This window comes from Granulicella tundricola MP5ACTX9, from assembly GCF_000178975.2.
GTDB lineage: Bacteria > Acidobacteriota > Terriglobia > Terriglobales > Acidobacteriaceae > Edaphobacter > Edaphobacter tundricola.
Genome location: NC_015064.1, coordinates 3,205,982 through 3,223,426, shown reverse-complemented (window position 1 = coordinate 3,223,426; position 17,445 = coordinate 3,205,982). Strand labels below are relative to the sequence as shown.

Annotated in this window: 18 protein-coding genes; 3 read left to right on the top strand and 15 right to left on the bottom strand. The window is 61.8% G+C overall.

Annotation, left to right across the window (positions count from 1 at the left end; all coding sequences use genetic code 11):
- Positions 1–17 precede the first annotated feature (17 nt).
- The 12 genes from ACIX9_RS13795 to ACIX9_RS13740 form a co-directional block, all read right to left on the bottom strand.
- Positions 18–524 carry a hypothetical protein gene (locus tag ACIX9_RS13795; RefSeq protein WP_013581104.1) on the bottom strand — a complete coding sequence of 169 codons (507 nt, stop codon included), beginning with the start codon at positions 522–524 and terminating at the stop codon, positions 18–20.
- Positions 515–1,102, bottom strand: a complete 588-nt coding sequence (locus ACIX9_RS13790; protein WP_013581103.1) for a GNAT family N-acetyltransferase — start codon at positions 1,100–1,102, stop codon at positions 515–517. Before ACIX9_RS13790 ends, ACIX9_RS13795 begins: the two co-directional genes overlap by 10 nt.
- Entirely contained in the window at positions 1,095–2,894 is a 1,800-nt protein-coding gene (gene ilvB, locus ACIX9_RS13785) for a biosynthetic-type acetolactate synthase large subunit (protein ID WP_013581102.1), read from the bottom strand. Before ilvB ends, ACIX9_RS13790 begins: the two co-directional genes overlap by 8 nt.
- Complete coding sequence (locus ACIX9_RS23885; RefSeq protein ID WP_049789300.1) at positions 2,891–3,352, bottom strand: hypothetical protein; 462 nt, start codon at positions 3,350–3,352, stop codon at positions 2,891–2,893. Before ACIX9_RS23885 ends, ilvB begins: the two co-directional genes overlap by 4 nt.
- Complete coding sequence (gene ilvD, locus ACIX9_RS13775) at positions 3,352–5,046, bottom strand: dihydroxy-acid dehydratase (protein ID WP_013581101.1); 1,695 nt, start codon at positions 5,044–5,046, stop codon at positions 3,352–3,354. The genes ACIX9_RS23885 and ilvD overlap by 1 nt, the downstream gene beginning before the upstream one ends.
- Positions 5,047–5,071: 25 nt before the next feature.
- Positions 5,072–5,488 (bottom strand): hypothetical protein, encoded by a 417-nt coding sequence (locus ACIX9_RS13770; protein ID WP_198152103.1) that lies wholly within the window; start codon positions 5,486–5,488, stop codon positions 5,072–5,074.
- 98 nt (positions 5,489–5,586) lie between these two features.
- Complete coding sequence (gene leuD / locus ACIX9_RS13765; protein WP_013581099.1) at positions 5,587–6,228, bottom strand: 3-isopropylmalate dehydratase small subunit; 642 nt, start codon at positions 6,226–6,228, stop codon at positions 5,587–5,589.
- A 54-nt stretch (positions 6,229–6,282) separates the two neighbouring features.
- Positions 6,283–7,776 (bottom strand): 3-isopropylmalate dehydratase large subunit, encoded by a 1,494-nt coding sequence (gene leuC / locus ACIX9_RS13760; protein ID WP_013581098.1) that lies wholly within the window; start codon positions 7,774–7,776, stop codon positions 6,283–6,285.
- Positions 7,777–7,815: 39 nt separating this feature from the next.
- Entirely contained in the window at positions 7,816–8,574 is a 759-nt protein-coding gene (locus ACIX9_RS13755; protein ID WP_013581097.1) for a hypothetical protein, read from the bottom strand.
- Positions 8,571–8,798 (bottom strand): hypothetical protein, encoded by a 228-nt coding sequence (locus tag ACIX9_RS13750; RefSeq protein WP_013581096.1) that lies wholly within the window; start codon positions 8,796–8,798, stop codon positions 8,571–8,573. Before ACIX9_RS13750 ends, ACIX9_RS13755 begins: the two co-directional genes overlap by 4 nt.
- A 97-nt stretch (positions 8,799–8,895) precedes the next feature.
- A complete protein-coding gene (gene leuB, locus ACIX9_RS13745; protein WP_013581095.1) occupies positions 8,896–10,005 on the bottom strand; it encodes a 3-isopropylmalate dehydrogenase in 1,110 nt (369 codons plus the stop codon).
- Between the two features lie 82 nt (positions 10,006–10,087).
- The gene (locus tag ACIX9_RS13740) at positions 10,088–11,269 is read right to left on the bottom strand and encodes a 2-isopropylmalate synthase (protein ID WP_013581094.1); all 1,182 of its coding nucleotides are present in this window, start codon (positions 11,267–11,269) and stop codon (positions 10,088–10,090) included.
- Positions 11,270–11,669: 400 nt separating this feature from the next.
- Here ACIX9_RS13740 and ACIX9_RS13735 point away from each other — a divergent pair, with 400 nt between their 5' ends.
- The 3 genes from ACIX9_RS13735 to ACIX9_RS13725 all read left to right on the top strand — a co-directional run bounded on the left by ACIX9_RS13735 (position 11,670) and on the right by ACIX9_RS13725 (position 14,050).
- The gene (locus tag ACIX9_RS13735) at positions 11,670–12,584 is read left to right on the top strand and encodes a LysR family transcriptional regulator (RefSeq protein ID WP_013581093.1); all 915 of its coding nucleotides are present in this window, start codon (positions 11,670–11,672) and stop codon (positions 12,582–12,584) included.
- Between the two features lie 119 nt (positions 12,585–12,703).
- Positions 12,704–13,204: a hypothetical protein gene (locus tag ACIX9_RS13730; protein ID WP_198152102.1), complete on the top strand. Its 501-nt coding sequence runs from the start codon at positions 12,704–12,706 to the stop codon at positions 13,202–13,204.
- Positions 13,205–13,453: 249 nt separating this feature from the next.
- Positions 13,454–14,050 carry an acyloxyacyl hydrolase gene (locus ACIX9_RS13725; protein ID WP_013581091.1) on the top strand — a complete coding sequence of 199 codons (597 nt, stop codon included), beginning with the start codon at positions 13,454–13,456 and terminating at the stop codon, positions 14,048–14,050.
- 166 nt (positions 14,051–14,216) lie between these two features.
- Here ACIX9_RS13725 and ACIX9_RS13720 read toward each other — a convergent pair whose 3' ends face one another.
- The 3 genes from ACIX9_RS13720 to ACIX9_RS13710 all read right to left on the bottom strand — a co-directional run bounded on the left by ACIX9_RS13720 (position 14,217) and on the right by ACIX9_RS13710 (position 17,441).
- On the bottom strand, positions 14,217–14,786 hold the full coding sequence (locus ACIX9_RS13720) for an outer membrane beta-barrel protein (protein WP_157477561.1): 570 nt from the start codon (positions 14,784–14,786) through the stop codon (positions 14,217–14,219).
- A 272-nt stretch (positions 14,787–15,058) separates the two neighbouring features.
- A complete protein-coding gene (locus tag ACIX9_RS13715) occupies positions 15,059–15,466 on the bottom strand; it encodes an outer membrane beta-barrel protein (RefSeq protein ID WP_013581089.1) in 408 nt (135 codons plus the stop codon).
- 97 nt (positions 15,467–15,563) lie between these two features.
- Positions 15,564–17,441, bottom strand: a complete 1,878-nt coding sequence (locus tag ACIX9_RS13710; RefSeq protein WP_013581088.1) for a hypothetical protein — start codon at positions 17,439–17,441, stop codon at positions 15,564–15,566.
- Positions 17,442–17,445 lie beyond the last annotated feature (4 nt).

The window sequence follows — 17,445 nt, the reverse complement described above, 5'->3', positions numbered from 1 at the left end:
TTGGGCCTTTCTGGCGGCTAAGGTTTGGGTGGTGCTTCGGGGTTCCAGAGGGCGGTTTCGGAGCCGTCGGCGTGGCGTAGGGCGGCTTCTTCGTAGTTGGGATTGTTGAGGCTGCCGAGGGTGTAGTCGCCTGCACCGTTGTACTTTGCTCCGCAGGGATATTTACCGTGCGTGAACTTTTCATTGGCGCACTTTGGGCCTCGGTAGATGTGGAACCAGATCTTGGGGTGGCGGGCGTCGATGAAGGTCTGGGGAAGATGCAGGGCGGCGAAGGTGTGGGCGCGGAAGGTGTCGTGAAGCTGCCAGAGGATGGCTGCGACCTGGTCGTCCGTGGCGTTGGGGATGGTGGTGAGGGTCAGGGTGTCTTCATCCTGATGGAAGAGCTTGATGGGAGGCGCGGGGACGGTGGGGCGTGGGGGGTAGTGGTAGGTCTCGGTGGCTTCCTGCGCGGGTGCGGGGGTGGGTGCGGGTTTAGTGCAGCCGGCCAGGAAGGCTAAGGGGATCAGGGCGAAGGTCAGGCGCATGGGGCCTCCTCGGCGTTTGGGTTTTGAAGGCTGTAGAGGACGTGTTGGTTGTGGGGGTGATCGGCCGGGACCATGGGGTGGTTGAAGGTGAGCTCCGGGCGGTGGGTCATGCCGAGCTTTTCCATGACGTGGCGTGAGGGCTGGTTGGAGGTGGCGGTGATGGCTACGAGCTCAGGGAGATGCAGGGTATTGAAGGCGTGGCCGACGAAGGCGCGGGCGGCCTCTGTGGCGTAGCCGTGACCGTGGGCGGCGCGGGTGAGACGCCAGCCGATCTCGACTGCGGGCTGCGGGAGGTTGGGGACGATGGTGGACATGACCTGCATGCCGACGATGCCGACGTATGCGCCGGTCTGGGCGTGCTCGGCGGTGAGGAAGGTGAAGCCGTCACGGAGGAGCTGGCGATGGTAACGGGCGATGCTCTCTTCTGACCGCTCCGGGGTGAAGGGGGCGGCGAAGAATTGCATGACCTCGGGATCAAGGTTCATGGCGATGAAGGGGGCGCGGTCCCGGTCCTCGAAGGGGCGGAGGATGAGGCGCGGGGTTACGAATTGGAAGGGCTGAGGCAACGGGTTACTCATCCTCCGCGGTTTCGAGGAGAGGGTCGTGGAGGGGGCGGCGGACCATCTCGTGGAGGGCTGCGCCGGGGGCGATCATGGGGTAGACGCCGTCTTCTTTTTCTACCTGGAAGTTGATCAGGAAGGGCTTGCCGGAGGTGCGGGCTTTTGTAACCGTGGGTGTTACATCCTTGCGCTGGAACACGTGGGCGCCGGAGATTCCGTGGGCGGCGGCCAGCATGACGAAGTCTGGCGAGAGGATGGGGGAGGCGGAGTAGTTCTTGTCGTAGAAGGTCTCCTGCCACTGGCGGACCATGCCGAGGAAGCCGTTGTTGATGACGGCGATGTTGATGGCGAGACCCTCCTGCATGATGGTGGAGAGCTCGGATGCGGTCATCTGGAAGCCTCCGTCGCCGGCGATGACCCATACATCTTTATCCGGGCAGGCGGACTTGGCTCCGATGGCTGCGGGGAGGGCGAAGCCCATGGTGCCGAGGCCGCCGCTGGTCACGAGGGAGCGGGGGGCTTCGTGCTTGAAGTACTGGGCCTCCCACATTTGGTGCTGGCCTACATCTGTAACGATGATGGTATCTTTTTCGCGGCCGGCGGCTACGGCCTCTCGCCAGATGTCGTTGATGACGTGGGCGGCGTAGAGGTGGCCGTTGTCTGGGAGAGATAAGATGTCGCGGACGGCGGCGGTGCCTTTGCTGGTGTTGATGTGTTGCAGCCAAGGGTTCTTGGGCGCTTCAGATGAAGACAGATACGGAGGTTCTGAGCTTCGCTCAGAATGACGACCTTCTAACAATGGGAGGAGAGTGTTGAGGACTTCCTTGAGGTCGCCTATGAGGGCTACGTCGGCTTTAACGTTTTTGCTGATTTCGCTGGGGTCGATCTCTATGTGAATCTTTTTGGCGTTGGGGGCGTAGCTGGCGAGGTTGCCGGTGACGCGGTCGTCGAACCGCATGCCGAAGGCAAGGAGGAGGTCGGACTCCTGGATGGCTTGGTTGACCCACGACTCGCCGTGCATGCCCATCATGCCGAGGGACAAGGGGTGGCCTGCGGGGATGGAGCCGAGGCCGAGCAGGGTGCTGGCGATGGGGATCTGGAGGCGCTCGGCGAAGGTGATGACTTCTGCTTCGGCTCCGGATTGGGTAATGCCGTGACCGCCGAGGATGACGGGGCGCTTGGCCGATGTGATGAGCGCGATGGCTTCACGGATGGCGTTGGACGTTGCGCGTAGCATGGGGTGCGGGCGATGGATGGGCGGGGCTGCGGAGTCGAAGTCGAAGGGGGCGGAGGCTTGCTGGGCGTCCTTGGTGATGTCGACGAGGACGGGGCCGGGGCGGCCTTGCTGGGCGATCTGGAAGGCCAGGCGCACGGTGGGTGCGATGTCTTCGGCTCGGGTGACGAGGAAGTTGTGCTTGGTGATGGGGAGGGTGATGCCGGTGATGTCGACTTCCTGGAAGGCGTCGGAGCCGAGGACCTTTGAGGAGACCTGTCCGGTGATGGCGACCATGGGGATGGAGTCGAGCATGGCGGTGGCGATGCCGGTGACGAGGTTGGTTGCGCCGGGGCCGGAGGTGGCCATGCAGACGCCGACGCGGCCGCTGGCACGGGCGTAGCCGTCGGCCATGTGCGAGGCCCCTTGTTCGTGCCGAACAAGGACATGATGAATGGTGGGGAACTTGCGGAGGGCGTCGTAGATGGGGAGGATGGCTCCGCCGGGGTAGCCGAAGACGGTGGTGGTGCCTTCGCCGGCGAGGGTGGCCCAGAGGATTTCAGAGCCGGTGAGTTGGGGGTGTTGATTGTTCGTCATTGCGGTTCCTCAGTTGATGCTTCTTGCGTTGCTGCAGAGTTGTTCTGTTGCGCGTTTCTCTTTTGGCTGCGCCATTGCACTACGGCCAATTCAACGAGTGCTAATCTCTTACGTTGATCTTCTGTGAGTGGCGCTTTACGTGCCTTGCGCAGGATGTCTTTGAACATGAATCCAGAGCGAAAAAAGAACGGTCTTAGTTCGAGAAAACAGATACTTGCTTCCATTGCCAGTGCATCGCCGTTCAAGAGCCGCTCCAAAGCGCCGTTGTAGCCGCCGGGAAATGCAAGCTCGTTATAGCGACCACAAAAGAGTCCGGCGGCCTCTTTCCAAGCGTCTACTGCTTCAGGCCCATCCGCACGAAGTTTATGTTTTTTGTGCAGATCAACATCGAGAAGTTTTAGCTCAATCGCATTCCTCGTGATCATGTCGCAAATGGTTTGAGTGTCCATACCGTTCACTAAGTGGTGATGGCTCCTTCGCTGGCGCTGCTTACTGAGGCGGCGTATTTGGCGAAGACTCCTCGTTTGTAGCGCGGTTGCGGGGCCTTCCATTTGGCCAGGCGGGTGGCGATCTCTTCTTCGGAGACGTTGAGGGTTAGTTGGCGGTTGGGGATGTCGAAGGTGATGGTGTCGCCTTCGTGGACGGCGGCAATGGGGCCTCCGAGGAAGGCTTCGGGGGCTACGTGGCCGCACATCAACCCACGCGTAGCACCAGAGAAACGCCCGTCGGTGATGAGGGCTACGGTTTCGGAGAGCTCGGGGATGCCCTTGATGGCGGCGGTGACGGCGAGCATCTCGCGCATTCCGGGGCCGCCCTTGGGGCCTTCGTAGCGGATGACGCAGACGTCGCCGGGGTTGATCTGGCCGGCTTGTACGGCGGCGAAGCAGAGGTCCTCGGAGTCGAAGACTCGGGCGGTGCCGGTGTGGTGGATGCGCTCGTGTCCGGCGACCTTGATGACCGAGCCTTCAGGCGAGAGGTTGCCCTTCATGATGACGAGGCCGCCGGTCTGCTTGAGGGGATCGGACCATTCGCGGATGACGGGCTGGCCAGGTGTTTCGATGGCCAGGGCGGCTTCCTCGAAGATGGTCTTGCCGGAGACTGTGGGGATGTCGTGAAGCTGGCCGCGCTGCTTGAGGCGTGCGGCGAGGACTCGGCTGCCGCCGGCGTCTTGATAGTCTTTCGCCACGTATTTGCCGCCGGGGCTGAGGTCGCAGATGAAGGGGGTCTGTTCGGAGATGCGGTCGAAGTCGGCCATGTCGAGGGGGATGTTCATCTCGCGTGCGATGGCGATGAGATGGAGGACGGCGTTGGTGCTGCCGCCTGAGGCGCAGACGGCGGCGATGGCGTTCTCAAGCGAGTTGCGGGTGAGGATGTGGCTGGGGCGGATGTCGTTGCGGCAGAGGTCCATGATCATGCGGCCTGCTGCGCGGCTGGCTTCGGCCTTCTCCAGCGACATGGCGGGAACGCCGGTGAGGTTGAAGGGGGAGATGCCGAGGAACTCGCCGGCCATGGCCATGGTGTTGGCGGTGAACTGGCCTCCGCAGGCTCCGGGGCCGGGGCATGCGGCGGCTTCTACGGCTTCGAGCTGGTCGTCTGTGATGCGGCCTGCGGCGTGACTGCCGATAGCTTCGAAGACGTTGAGGATGGTGATGTCTTTGTGGGTGCCGTCGGGCTGCGCGAGGCGGCCGGGGGCGATGGAGCCGCCGTAGAGCATGATGCCGGGGATGTCGAGGCGGGCGAGGGCCATGATGGTGCCGGGCATGTTTTTGTCGCAGCCGGCGATGCAGACGATGCCGTCGAAGAGGTTGCCGCGGGCTACTAGCTCGATGCTATCTGCGATGACCTCTCTGGAGATCAAAGACGCTTTCATGCCCTCGGTCCCCATGGTGATGCCGTCCGAGATGGTGACGGTGTTGAACTCCATGGGGGTTCCGCCGGCGTCGCGGATGCCTTGTTTTACGGCTGCGGCTACGTCGCGCAGATGGAAGTTGCAGGGGCCGATCTCGGTCCAGGTGTTGGCTACGCCGATGATGGGCTTGTGGAGGTCTTCTTTGCTGAAGCCTACGCCGCGGAGGTAGGAGCGGGCTGCGGCACGGGATGGGCCTTCGGTGAGGGGGATGGAGTATTTCTTCGGGTTGTGATCGTTGCTCAACGTGCTTACCTCGTATGCCGGTTACTTAGTTTGTTTGTTTGGGCGTGGTGATGATTTGAAGATAGTCAAAGATGTTATCGAGAACGTCGTGCTGATTCTTCTTGCCGTTCGAACCATAGATTGCTTTGGTCTGGCCTGAATCGCTGACGGACCAAAGGACGATGCGTGTTTTGCCGTCCAAAATTCTCAAGGTGACGAACTGATCGTTGTCGCCCGTTGTGATGAGACTGAATTCGAGAATGAGGTCGGCGGCTTCAGGGCTTGCGAGAACCGTGAAGCGATTGAGCTGCTTGACGCCAGCATAGATTTCGTCGAAGACCTTATCGCTGTTAGCCAACGGGGCGGCAGTGTTGTTTGAGATGAACACGGACTTTGCAGTCGTCAGTTGCAAGGGCTTAGGTGCCGATGGATTGTAGGCACCTTGTGCGTGGAGATTAGGCACAGCAATGCAACTGAGTAGAAGAGTCATCACTGAGCAAGCGATTTTTGTCGATTTATGGATCATCACGAAGGGCCAACCTCTGTTGAACTACTCGGCTGTTAGAGGGACAAGGATTTAGCGCGGGGTTTTAGCCAGAAGGCCTGGTCGTGGGTGCGTTCGTAGGTGTTGAGTTGGGCTTCGTGGCGGAGGGTCAGGCCTATGTCGTCGAGGCCGTTCAGGAGGCAGTATTTGCGGAAGGGGTCGATTTCGAATGTGGCGCTGAAGCCTTCATCGTCGGTGATGGTTTGGGCCTCGAGATTGATGGTGATGCTGTGCTTTGGGTTTACGGTGCTGCGGTGGGTGAGGAGGTTGACGTCTTCCTCTGACAGGCGGACGAGGATCATGCCGTTCTTGCCGGCGTTCGAGAAGAAGATGTCGGCGAAGCTGGGGGCGATGACGGCGAGGAAGCCGAAGTCGGTGAGGGCCCATGCGGCGTGCTCGCGGGAGCTGCCGCAGCCGAAGTTCTTGCCTGCGATGAGGATCTTTGCGCCGGCGTACTCGGGGCGGTTGAGGGCGAAGGATGGGTCTTCGGCTCCGGTATTGGGGCCTTCCTGGAAGCGGCGCCAGTCGAAGAAGAGAAACTCGCCGTAGCCGGTGCGCTCGATGCGCTTGAGGAACTGCTTGGGGATGATCTGGTCGGTGTCGATGTTGGAGATGTCGAGTGGGGCGGCGGTGCTGGTGAGGACGTTGATGGCGATCATGGGGTGCTCCTCCGGAGCTAGGGATCAGGGATCAGTTGTCAGGGATCAGTGTGCTTAGCTTTTGAATTCCCAGGTGCGGATGTCTGTGAGGTGGCCTGTGATGGCTGCTGCTGCGGCCATGACGGGGCTGAGGAGATGGGTGCGGCCTCCGCGGCCCTGGCGGCCTTCGAAGTTGCGGTTGCTGGTGCTGGCGCAGCGCTCGCCGGGGGCGAGGATGTCCGGGTTCATGCCGAGGCACATGCTGCAGCCGGGCTCTCGCCAGTCAAAGCCGGCGGTGGTGAAGATGTGGTCGAGGCCTTCTTCTTCTGCTTGCGCTTTGACGGACTGGGAGCCGGGGACGACCATCGCCTTGACCGTCGTGGCGACGTGATAGCCGCGGACGAGGGCGGCGGCGGCGCGAAGGTCTTCAATGCGGGCGTTGGTGCAGGAGCCTATGAAGACACGATCGACTGCGATCTCCTGCATGGGTGTGCCGGACTTGAGGTCCATGTATTCCAGGGCGCGCTCGAAGCCTTTTTGATCGGCCTCTGAGGCTCCGGCTGGGAGGGTGGGAACGTTGGAGTCGATGCCGGTGACCATCCCTGGGGACGTCCCCCAGGTTACTGTGGGGGTGAGTCTGGTCGCGTCGATGAAGAGCTCGCGGTCGAAGGTTGCGCCTTCGTCCGTAACGAAGGTGGACCATTGGGCTACGGCTTCGTTCCAGGGTGAGGTGGCTCCCTTCATGGCTTTGCCGAACTGGGCGGGGTCCATGGGGATGTTGGGGATGGTGAGGGCGGGGGAGAAGCGGCGGCCACGGAGGTAGTCGAAGGTGGTCTGGTCCGGGGCGATCATGCCTGCGCGTGCGCCCGCCTCAATGCTCATGTTGCAGACGGTCATGCGGCCTTCCATGGAGAGGGCGCGGATGGCGGAGCCGGCGTATTCGACGACGTGGCCTGTGGCTCCGGCGGTGCCTATTTCACCGATGATGTGAAGGACGATGTCCTTGGCGGTGACGCCGTAGGGGAGTTCGCCATCGACGGTGATGCGGAAGGTTTTGGGCTTGTCCTGAGGCAATGTTTGCGTTGCCATGACGTGCTCGACTTCACTGGTGCCGATGCCGAAGGCGAGGGCTCCGAAGGCTCCGTGGGTGCTGGTGTGTGAGTCGCCGCAGACGATGGTCATGCCGGGCTTGGTTGCGCCGAGCTCGGGTCCGATCATGTGGACGATGCCTTGCTCGGGGGCCTGGACGTCGAAGAGCTGGACGCCGAAGTCGGCGCAGTTTTGGCGGAGGGCTTCGATCTGGCGGTTGGCGATGGGATCGAGGATGTGGAGGCGATCCTGGATGCTGGAGGTGGGGACGTTGTGGTCGACCGTTGCGAGGGTGCGGTCTGGGCGGCGGAGCTTGCGGTTCGCCATTCTCAGGCCGTCGAAGGCCTGGGGGCTGGTGACCTCGTGGACGAGGTGGAGATCGATGTAGAGGATGCTGGGCTCGTTGGCGGGGGCTACGACGAGGTGCTGCTGCCAGACTTTTTCGAAGAGGGTGCGGGGTGTGGTGATGTTCGTCTGCATTACTTGCTCCTGGCTAAAAGCTCGGGTTCGGGCTGATTGCTACTTGCGTTTCGGAAGCGTCGGGCCTTCGGGCTGGACTGCTTCGGTGGGGACTGCGATCTGGTGTGGGGTGCCGTCGGGGTCTACGACGATGGCGGCGGTGATCTTCTGGACGATGCCGGTTCCGGGGACGGGCTCGGCCATCCAGCGGGTGAGGGAGTGGATGAGTGGGCCGGGGAGGTATGCGGGGTTAGCCGAGGTGGCGGTGCTGTGGTTGGGGAAGAGCCAGAGGGTGTACTCGGCGTCGGGCTGGTCGGTTGTTTTGCTGTCGCGAATCCAGTCGATGGCGGCGAAGACGGCGAGGGGGTGATCGCCGTTGAGGTCCACGAAGAGGAGGCCGCGCGAGGTGCGGAGATGGAAGACGCTGCCGGTGGCGGTGATGTAACGGTTGTTGTCTGCCCAGACCTTGCCGGGGACGGTGAGGAAGTCGTAGGCGGTTTCGGCGAGGGACTTGCGGCGGCCTGTGCGGCCGGAGGAATCAGTGCCCCAGAAGGATTGGGGGGCGGTGAAGTACTGATCGAGGAAGGGGAGGAAGTTGGGGTCCTGGATGAGGTCGTGCTCGCGGCCGTCCGCGGGCGGGGGGCTGTACTGCCAGAGCCACTCGACGTTTTCTTTGGACTTGGCTTTCTTGTCTCGCTTGATGCGGTTGATGTCCTGAGCTGCGTCGTGCTGGACGAGCGGCGGCTGGCCGAGGAGCTGGGCTTGCGCGCAGGGCGTCAGGGCGAGTGCAAGGGCCGAGATGTAAAGGGGGCGGATCATTCTTTGGTGTCCCGGAGGCCTGCGTAGTAGTCGCGCTTACGCTGTTGCTGGATAGCTCGTTGTTTTGAGCCGGCGAGGTAGACGGTAAGGTTGCCGATGAAGATGAAGGCGATGGCCCCAATGATGACGATGTATGGCTTGTAACCGCGGACAAGCTGGATGACGCTCGCGGTAAGGATGGCGGCGGTGACCAGGAGGTACTGCGATTTGTGGGAGATCGTCATGACGGGGTTACATTCCCTCAGCGGCTAAAGCCGGCTTTGTTGCGGGCGCTGAGGGCGGGGCTGAAGCCCCGCCCTTTCAAGGCGAAGTGCTTCAACCTTAGACGGCGTGCATGGACTGGCTGCGGTCGAGCGACTGGGTTAGGGCTTCGTGGACGAGGCGGCCCATCTGGGTGGTGGTGACGCGGACGTGGGCGGGGTCCGTGCCGCGGGCTATGTCCGCGGTGCGGTGGCCGGCGAGGAGGACGTGCTGGACTGCGGCTTCTACGGCGGCGGCTTCAGCCTCCAGCTTGCCGGAGTGGCGGAGGACCATGGCGGCGGTGAGGATGGCGCCGAGGGGGTTGGCCTTGCCCGTGCCTGCGATGTCCGGGGCGGAGCCGTGGACGGGCTCGTAAAGGTTGACCTTGCCGCCGATGGTGGCGGAGGGCAGCATGCCGAGCGAGCCGGTGATGACGCCGGCTTCGTCGGAGAGGATGTCGCCGAAGAGGTTCTCGGTGAGGACGACGTCGAAGCTGCGGGGGGTATTCATGATGTGCATGGCCATGGAGTCGACGAGCTGGTGCTCGAGGGTGATCTCGGGGTAGTCCTTGGCGACCTCCGTGACGGTGGCTCGCCAGAGTTGGGAGACTTCGAGGACGTTGGCCTTGTCTACGCTGGTGACCTTCTTCTTGCGCTTTCCGGCGAGTTCAAAGGCGACTTTGGCAACGCGGACTACTTCGTCGCGGGTGTAGCGCATGGTGTTGATGGCTTCGTTGGTGTCGTGGTTCCACCAGCGGGGGGCTCCGAAGTAGAGGCCGCCGAGGAGCTCGCGGACGAAGAGGATGTCGGCGTCCTTGGTGACCTCGGGGCGGAGGGGGGAGTTCTCGGATAGGGCAGCGTAAGCGACGGAAGGGCGGAGGTTGGCGAAGCCGCCGAGGTGCTGGCGAATCTGCAGCAGGCCTGCCTCCGGGCGCTTGTCGGGAGTGAGGTGGTTGAACTTGTTATCGCCGACTGCGCCGAGGAGGACTGCGTCGGACGCCAAGGAGATTTTGAGGGTTTCTTCGGGCAGGGGGGTGCCTGCGGCGGTGATGGCGACTCCGCCGAGCAGGGCGGGGGTGAAGGTGAAGTCGTGGCCGCCGAGGTCGGCGACGGCGCGGAGGATGTTAGTGGCTTCTGCGGTGACTTCAGGGCCGATGCCGTCTCCGGCGAGGACTGCAATGTTGAGCTTCAAGGTGGATCTCCAAATAGTTGCCGGGTGAAGGAAGGCTTACCACGGATAAAAGACGGATCAAGGCCGGATCTTCAGGCTTCGATCAGACGGTCATGATGGAGTCTTCGGGTTTCAAGAGGCCTATAAGGTCCTGGTCGTAGATGGATTTCTTGCGGTCGGCGAGGGTGGTGAAGCGGGCGTAGACCTCGTCGAGCTCAGGGCGGGTGAGGGGGTGGCCTAGTTCGGCGAGGCGCTGCTCCAACAGGCGGCGGCCGGAGTGCTTGCCGAGGACCATGTTGTTGGCGGGGACGCCGACGGATTCGGGCGTCATGATCTCGTAGGTGAGGGGGTTGGCGAGGACGCCGTGCTGGTGGATGCCGGACTCGTGCGCGAAGGCGTTGGCTCCGACGACGGCCTTGTTGGGCGAGCAGCCGAAGCTGATGAACTCGGCGAGAAGCTTGCTGGTGGGGTAGAGCTGCTTCATCTTGAGGTTGTGGCGGTAAGGGAACTTGTCGTGGCGGGTGGCGAGGGCGGCGGCGATCTCTTCGAGGGCTGCGTTGCCGGCGCGCTCGCCGATGCCGTTGATGGTGCATTCGATCTGGCGTGCTCCGCCTTCAACGCCGGCGAGAGAGTTGGCGACGGCCATGCCGAGGTCGTTGTGGCAGTGGGTGGAGAAGATGATGTTTTCAGAGTTGGGCACCTCTGCCTTCATGCGGGCGAAGAGGGCCTTGTACTCGTCCGGCGTGGTGTAACCGACGGTGTCCGGGAGGTTGATTGTTGTGGCTCCGGCGGAGACGGCGTGGATGACGAGCTTGAGGAGGAAGGCGGGGTTGGAGCGGGTGGCGTCCTCGGCGGAGAACTCAACGTTATCGGTGTAGCGGAGGGCGTGGGTGATGGACTCGGCGGCCTGCTCGAGGGCCTGGTCGCGGGTGATGCGGAGCTTGGCTTCGAGATGAAGGTCTGAGCTGGCGAGGAAAACGTGGATGCGGTTGTGATGGGCGGGCTCGATGGCACGGGCGGCGGCTTCGATGTCAGCGGCCTTGCAGCGGGCGAGCGAGGTGATGCGGGGGCCTTTGACCTCTTTGGCGATGGCGCGGATGGATTCGAGATCGCCGTCGGAGGCGATGGCGAAACCGGCTTCGAGGACGTCGACGCCGAGGGCTGCGAGCTGATGGGCCATGCGGAGCTTCTCGTCATGGTGCATGGTGCAGCCGGGCGATTGCTCGCCGTCGCGGAGGGTGGTGTCGAAGAAGACGATTTGGTCGTTTACGGCGGGGTCGGTCATGTTGGCTCACTCTGGAACGGCTTACTACAGACATTGGTTAGCATAACGGATGGTTATGCTGGATGCTCGGAGTATTATTATTTCTTATTGCTTTATTGTTTTGGACGATGGTTGGTTTCGCCCCCGGGGTTGAGGTGAGTTTAGACCTGTGAGGGGGTGGGGGCAATGGTTGGCTCCGTGGCTGAGGGAAATTCGCAGAGCACGGCGTAACGGGGAAAAGATGGATAAAGGCGGGATTAAGAGGGATACGGCAAAGACAACGGCTCCAGGGCTTGAAGAGCAAGGGCAACTGCAGGTTCCTCCGCTGCGCTACGGAATGACAAGAAAAAAGCTGCGGAGTGACAAAAAGAACTGGATGCGGGACCGCTTGATTGGTTGAGCAGAGATTTGGGAGGGTTGGATGGATTTGTTTCAGTTGGAGACGTTTTTGGCGGTGGCTGAGGAGCGGAGTTTTTCGCGGGCGGCGGCGCGGCTGCATCGGACGCAGCCGGCGGTGAGTCAGGCGATTGCGAAGCTTGAAGGGGAGCTTGGGGAGGTGCTGCTGGAGCGGTCTTCTCGGGATGGGACGCTGACGGATGCCGGAGAGGTGCTGCGGGAGTATGCACTGAAGCTGCTGAACCTGCGCAATGAGGCTGCGGGGGCGCTGACGGAGCTGCGGGAGCTGCATCGGGGGCGGTTGAACCTGGCGGCGAATGAGTACACCTGTCTTTATCTGCTGCCGCTGCTGGATGAGTTCAGGCGGCAGAATCCGCAGATCAAGGTGGCGGTGCAGAGGACGCTGGCGAGCAGGATTGCGGATGAGGTGCTGATGCACTCGGTTGAGATTGGGGTGCTGTCGTTCAAGCCGGATGATGTGCAGGTGCATTCTGTGATGGTTTACCGGGATGAATTGGCGCTGGTGGTGAATCCGAAGCATCCGCTGGCGAAGGAGGGTGAGGTTTCGATCCGGCAACTGGGGGCGCTGAACTTTGTGGCGCACAACATTCCTTCGCCGCAGAGGCAGAAGGTAATCCAGACGTTTCGGCGGCATAAGACACCGCTGAATATGGGGGTGGAGCTGCCGTCGCTGGAGGCGATCAAGCGGTTTGTGGAGCTGGGGAACGGGGTGGCGCTGGTGCCGGCGCTGGTAGCGCAGACGGAGCTGGCGAGCGGTGCGCTGGTTCGGGTGAGGGTGAAGGAGCTGCAACTGGAGCGGAAGCTGCGGCTGGTTTATCGGAAGCAGGCGAGCCTTTCGCACGCGGCGCTGGCGTTTCTGCGGGTGGTGGAGGCTTATGCGGCGGCGCATGGCGATCCCTATGCGTACCAGTCCAGTTGATTACGGGAAGATAAATCCGGCGGGGACCGGAACAAATGGTGATGGGTTCGCGTCTGAAGGTGATAGACGACGCCCGCATCCGATGTTTGGGCGCGACGCAGGATGAAGGTGAGAGTGCCATGAAGATTGCAAAGATAACGTGTACCGGTGCGATGGTCGGGATGCTGATGCTGGGAGTGGGGAGTGTGCCGATGCTGGCGCAGGCCTCGACGGCACCGGTGGCGCAGCAGCCTGCGGAGAATCAGCCCTCTTTGCCTACGGAGGCTCGTCAGGGCGGACGTGGCGGGCAGATGGGTGGACCGCGGCAGGTGGAGATGCTGACGAAGCAGCTCAGCCTGACGGACGACCAGGTGACGAAGCTGAAGGCGATCGACGCGGACGGCATGCAGCAGATGCAGGCGCTGCGGGCCGATACGGCGACTCCGCAGGAGGAGAAGCGGCCGAAGATGATGGCGATTCGTCAGGCGCAGGAGACGAAGATCAAGGCCATGCTGACGGACGAGCAGAAGACCAAGTACGACGCGATGATTGCGCGGATGCGGGAGCGCAGGGCCGAGGGTGACGGGCCGGGTGGGTCACCGCCGACTGTACCTCCTCCGAGCACGCCTCCGCAGCCTTAGGCTTCGGTTTCAAGGCAGGGCCGGCGCGCCACTGCGGTATGGGTGCGCCGGCCCTTTGGTGCGTCTGGATGAGGTGAGGAAAGCTGGAGATTTTGCGAGGTGTGTGTCCTTTTTGCTACCGGTGGTGTGTGGGGTGAGTCCAACGGGTACAATTGTGAGAGCGAAGAGACTGTTTGGGGCTGCGTGGCGATCATGCGGACTTAGTGTTTCAAGGCAGCGTCGCTCGACATCGAGAGGGTTTGAGGAAGAATGAAGAAGACGATCTTTTTGGGCGCGCTGATGTTGTCAGCAGCCGCCGGATACGCGCAGGAGAGCCGGCAGGACGTCAGCATCAGCGGGTTTGAGACGATCAACCCGACCGTGCACGGAAACTCGGTTACATTGACCCCGACGCACACGACCGGAGTTCTGGCGAGCTACCGGTTTCTGTTGACCCCGAAGAGTGCACTGGAGGTGAACTACTCGTTTGCCCAGTACACGAACTACTACCAGTACTCGGGCAACCTGACGTACAACCCGATTCACACACGGCAGCAGGAGTTTTCTGCGGCTTATGTGTTCGGGCTGAACTTTAAGAACTTCAATCCGTTTGTAGAAGCGGGTCCTGGCGTGATGTTCTTCTCGCCGATCCGGGACAACGGTACGGACCGGCTGGACGCGAAGCGTGCGACGGGTGTGGGTGGCTTGTTTGGCGCGGGTCTGGCGTACGAGATCAGCCCCAGCTTCGACATTCGCGCGGAGTATCGCGGGTTTTTCGTGAAGGCACCGAGCTTCATCGACGACTTCAAGACCGGGCGTTATGAAGTTTTGAGCATGCCGACGATCGGCGTGGCGTTCCACTTCTAAGATTGACCGCGGGCGGCAAGAAGAGGCCTGCCACGGATAAGACGAGCAAGGACGGATCAAGGCAGGATAGAGCTATGGCTCTGCTTCTGGCTTGATCCGTTTTTGTTTGCGACAACAGAAGAGGCGCGGATCGTGTCCGCGCCTCTTCTGTTTGTTTCAGGGAGGGCTATTTACCGTAGTGCTGGCCACGACCGAGGCCGCCGGGGAAGTGATAGGCGACGCCGACGTTGAAGACCTGGGGGTTGAGGCCGTTGGCAGGGAAGCCGAACCAGTCCTGGTACTCGTAGTTGGCGCGGACATTGATGTAGCGGAGGACGCGCACGTCCACACCGGCTCCGATGACGGCTTCGTTATAGGCGAGGTTGGCGTTCACGGGACCCAGCGGGGCAAAGTTGAAGACCCCACGGCCGTACATGATCTTGGCATATGGGGAGTAGCGGCCGTAGGTGCGGAAGTAGCGAGCACCAAGCTCATAGGTTCGCTCGTAGTCCTTATTGGGCGATGAGGCGCTTCCCTGATTGAAGTCAAACTCAGCGCCGAGGTGATTGGTGAGGTCGAAGGTGGTGTAGAGGCCATAGCCCTTGTAGAGCTTGGGATCGTAGTCGGAGTGAATGCCGGCGAAGTCGACCCCGACCTGGAAGTCTCCGGTGCGGGCGGCGGTGTACTTCGCTTGCGCGTGCAGCATCGGTACGGAGCATGCGAAGAGGGTCAGTGCGGCGAGGAACCGTGTCAGCAAGGGTAGATCTCCCATTCCGGCGCGTCGACGAGGGTCGAGACGTTTTCGTTCATGAAGTTTGACGTCCCCTGGTGAAGCGGGATTACTGCTGAGTGCCGCTTATTATGTGGGTCGTCGTCGATAAGGTTACGCCGTAAGGGACGATTAGTGAATGATATAAGCGATACCGGCGCTGATGGCGATGGGGGAGAGGGTGTGTGGCTCGAAGTTAGGCCATTTCTGGAGTTCTACGTCGATGGCGCGGATGTTGAAGCGGCGCGTGGCGCGGTACTCTACTCCACCGCCGTACCCGAAGACGTTGAAGGCGCTAGAGTTCTTGGTGATCTGATTGGTGATGATGCCGCGGCCGAGGGTGACCTTGCCGAGACGTTGAGGCGACCGCGGCGGTAGGTGGCACGGGGGCCGATGGAGTAGCTGTTTTCCCCGATGTCGCTGGCGGAGATGAGACCTCCGAGGCGGGCGTCTGCTTCTACGCCGACCCACCGGTTGAAGTCATAGTCGCCGAAGAAGAGCAGGCCCTTATTTCCATCATCTGTGTAGTCGCTATTGAGGTACATTACGGCGACCCCGGCTTGGATGCGGGAGGAACGGGTAGCGGTGTAGGCGGCCTGAGCGAAGAGGGTGGGAGCGAATGAAAGGAGTGCAGCGAAGACCAGAACAGAGCGGGACCGGAGGTTCATTCAATCTCCTGAGCGACTGGTGTACGTGTGCAGGCCCGGCACGATTCGTGTGGGAGATGGAGCGAGGCAGCGCTGGTTGGCGCTGCCTCGGGTCCGGTTACTGGGGAGTTGCGGTGGGTGTCGGTGTGGGGGTCGGCGCGGTGGGCTGAGCCGGGACGGTGTTATCGGTTGGGGCTGGTGCCGGCGCTGGAGCGGTGTTATCTGCCGGTGCCGGGCCTGCGGGGGATGGGACGGGCTCCGCGGGTGCCTTGTAGTAGCCGAGCTTCAGGTAGACCGGCGCGACTTCGAAGGGCATCTTGTCGCTGGCGCTGAGGATCGGCTCCAGGGCGGTGTGCATGGTGATGACCTGATCGGTCCAGGGGTCGAAGCGGAGGAAGCTCGAAAGAGGCTCGGCTGCCTGCTGCTTGAGATCCTTGACGTTGAGCTTGTCGCCCTTGGGCATCATGGCTGCGAGCCAGAAGGTGGGGTCGGTTTCGCTCTTGACCAGGCCGTCTCCGATGGCAGGCGTGTTGAGAGCCTTCAGGCCCTTGACGCGCTGCTGGAGCTGCTGGAGGTAGAGGCCGAAGTACTTCTGACCGCCCTCAAGCTCCTTGACGCTGAGGAGTTCCATGGTCTTCTTGGCGGCTTCGATGTTGTCGGCATCCGTGTGGTGCATGGGGATGCGCTTGAACGAGGAATCCGAGGGGAAGAGGAGGCGATCGTTGAAGGCGTACTTGGTGTCCAGCTTGTGGCCGGCCAGGATGTGGGCGAGCTGGAAGGCGACGATGGCGTAGAGATTGCCTTCCTGCTGTGCGCCGTCGGTGGACTGAACGGCGGTGGTGTCGATGAGGCTCTTGGAGAGGATGATGGTGTTTCCGACCGAGAGGGACTCAAGCGGCTCCGTGAGCAGGGTGCGGACGTGGATCGTGCCCGCGACCGGGATGTTGTTGTACGCGAGGATGTTGTTGGCGAGGGCTTCGAGGGTCTTGTCGAAGTCGCTGGGCGCGTCGATGAGGCCGGCTTCGAAGAGCTTCTCAACCACGTTGTCCTCAGCCTGCTTGGAGAAGGCGCGCTGTGCGCCGAGCGGGCTGACATCCTGTGCATCATTGGAGACGTCCTGAGCGCCGACGACTTCAAGCGAGGTGTTCTCCGCCTGAACCGGCGGAACCTTCAACTGGTAGCCCCAGACGTGATTGATGGCCTTGAACTTGAGGGTGCTGGTGCGGCTCTTGGGATCGGACTCCTCAACGTAGAAGGAGGTGGGGAGCCAGAGGTCAGGCTGCACGTTGGTACGCCAGGAATCGAAGTGGTAGTAGTCCTGGTACTCCTTGTCGGAGCCAGCGAAGTCACCGTTGAAGCGGACGACGTTGCCGTTGCGGGTCTCGACCCAGATGCGCCCGAAGAAACGGCCGCGGTCGTTGTTCTTGGCGGGAGTTACGTCGAAGACGGCGGTGGGAACGTTGCCGAGAAAATCGTTGCGGACGAAGCCGAAGTTGTAGTGCTGCTTATCGAACTCATAGGAGTCCATGAGGAGCATGGAGACGAAACCTGCCTCGTGAAACTGGAGGTGAAGCGAGCCGCCGAGACCGCCGAGGAAGCCTGCGGAGTTCTTGAAGAAGCCGAGCTTGCTACCCTTTTCGCCGGAGCCGGCCTTTGGACCCTGCTTGAAGGCATCGTCGCCGATGACCTTGCCGAAGTCGACGCGACCGAGAAAGTGTTGGTCGGAGTCGGGGACCTGGCGCATGACTGGGTCCTGCTTCATGTTCTGGATGTAGGTCTCGACGAGGGGAGTGCGCTCCTTGACGACTTTGATGACCTCTTTTTCGCGAAGCACGGCCTTATCGATCAGCGCGCTCTGGCCCGGGGTAAGCTTCTTGCCGGCGTTCGCGTCCTTGGGTTTCTTGCTTCCGAAGACGGGAAATGCTTTGGCCTGGGTGGCCGAAGCAACGATCAGTGCAAGAGAAAGTCCGGCAATTTTCTGGTTCCGAGAAATCATGTCT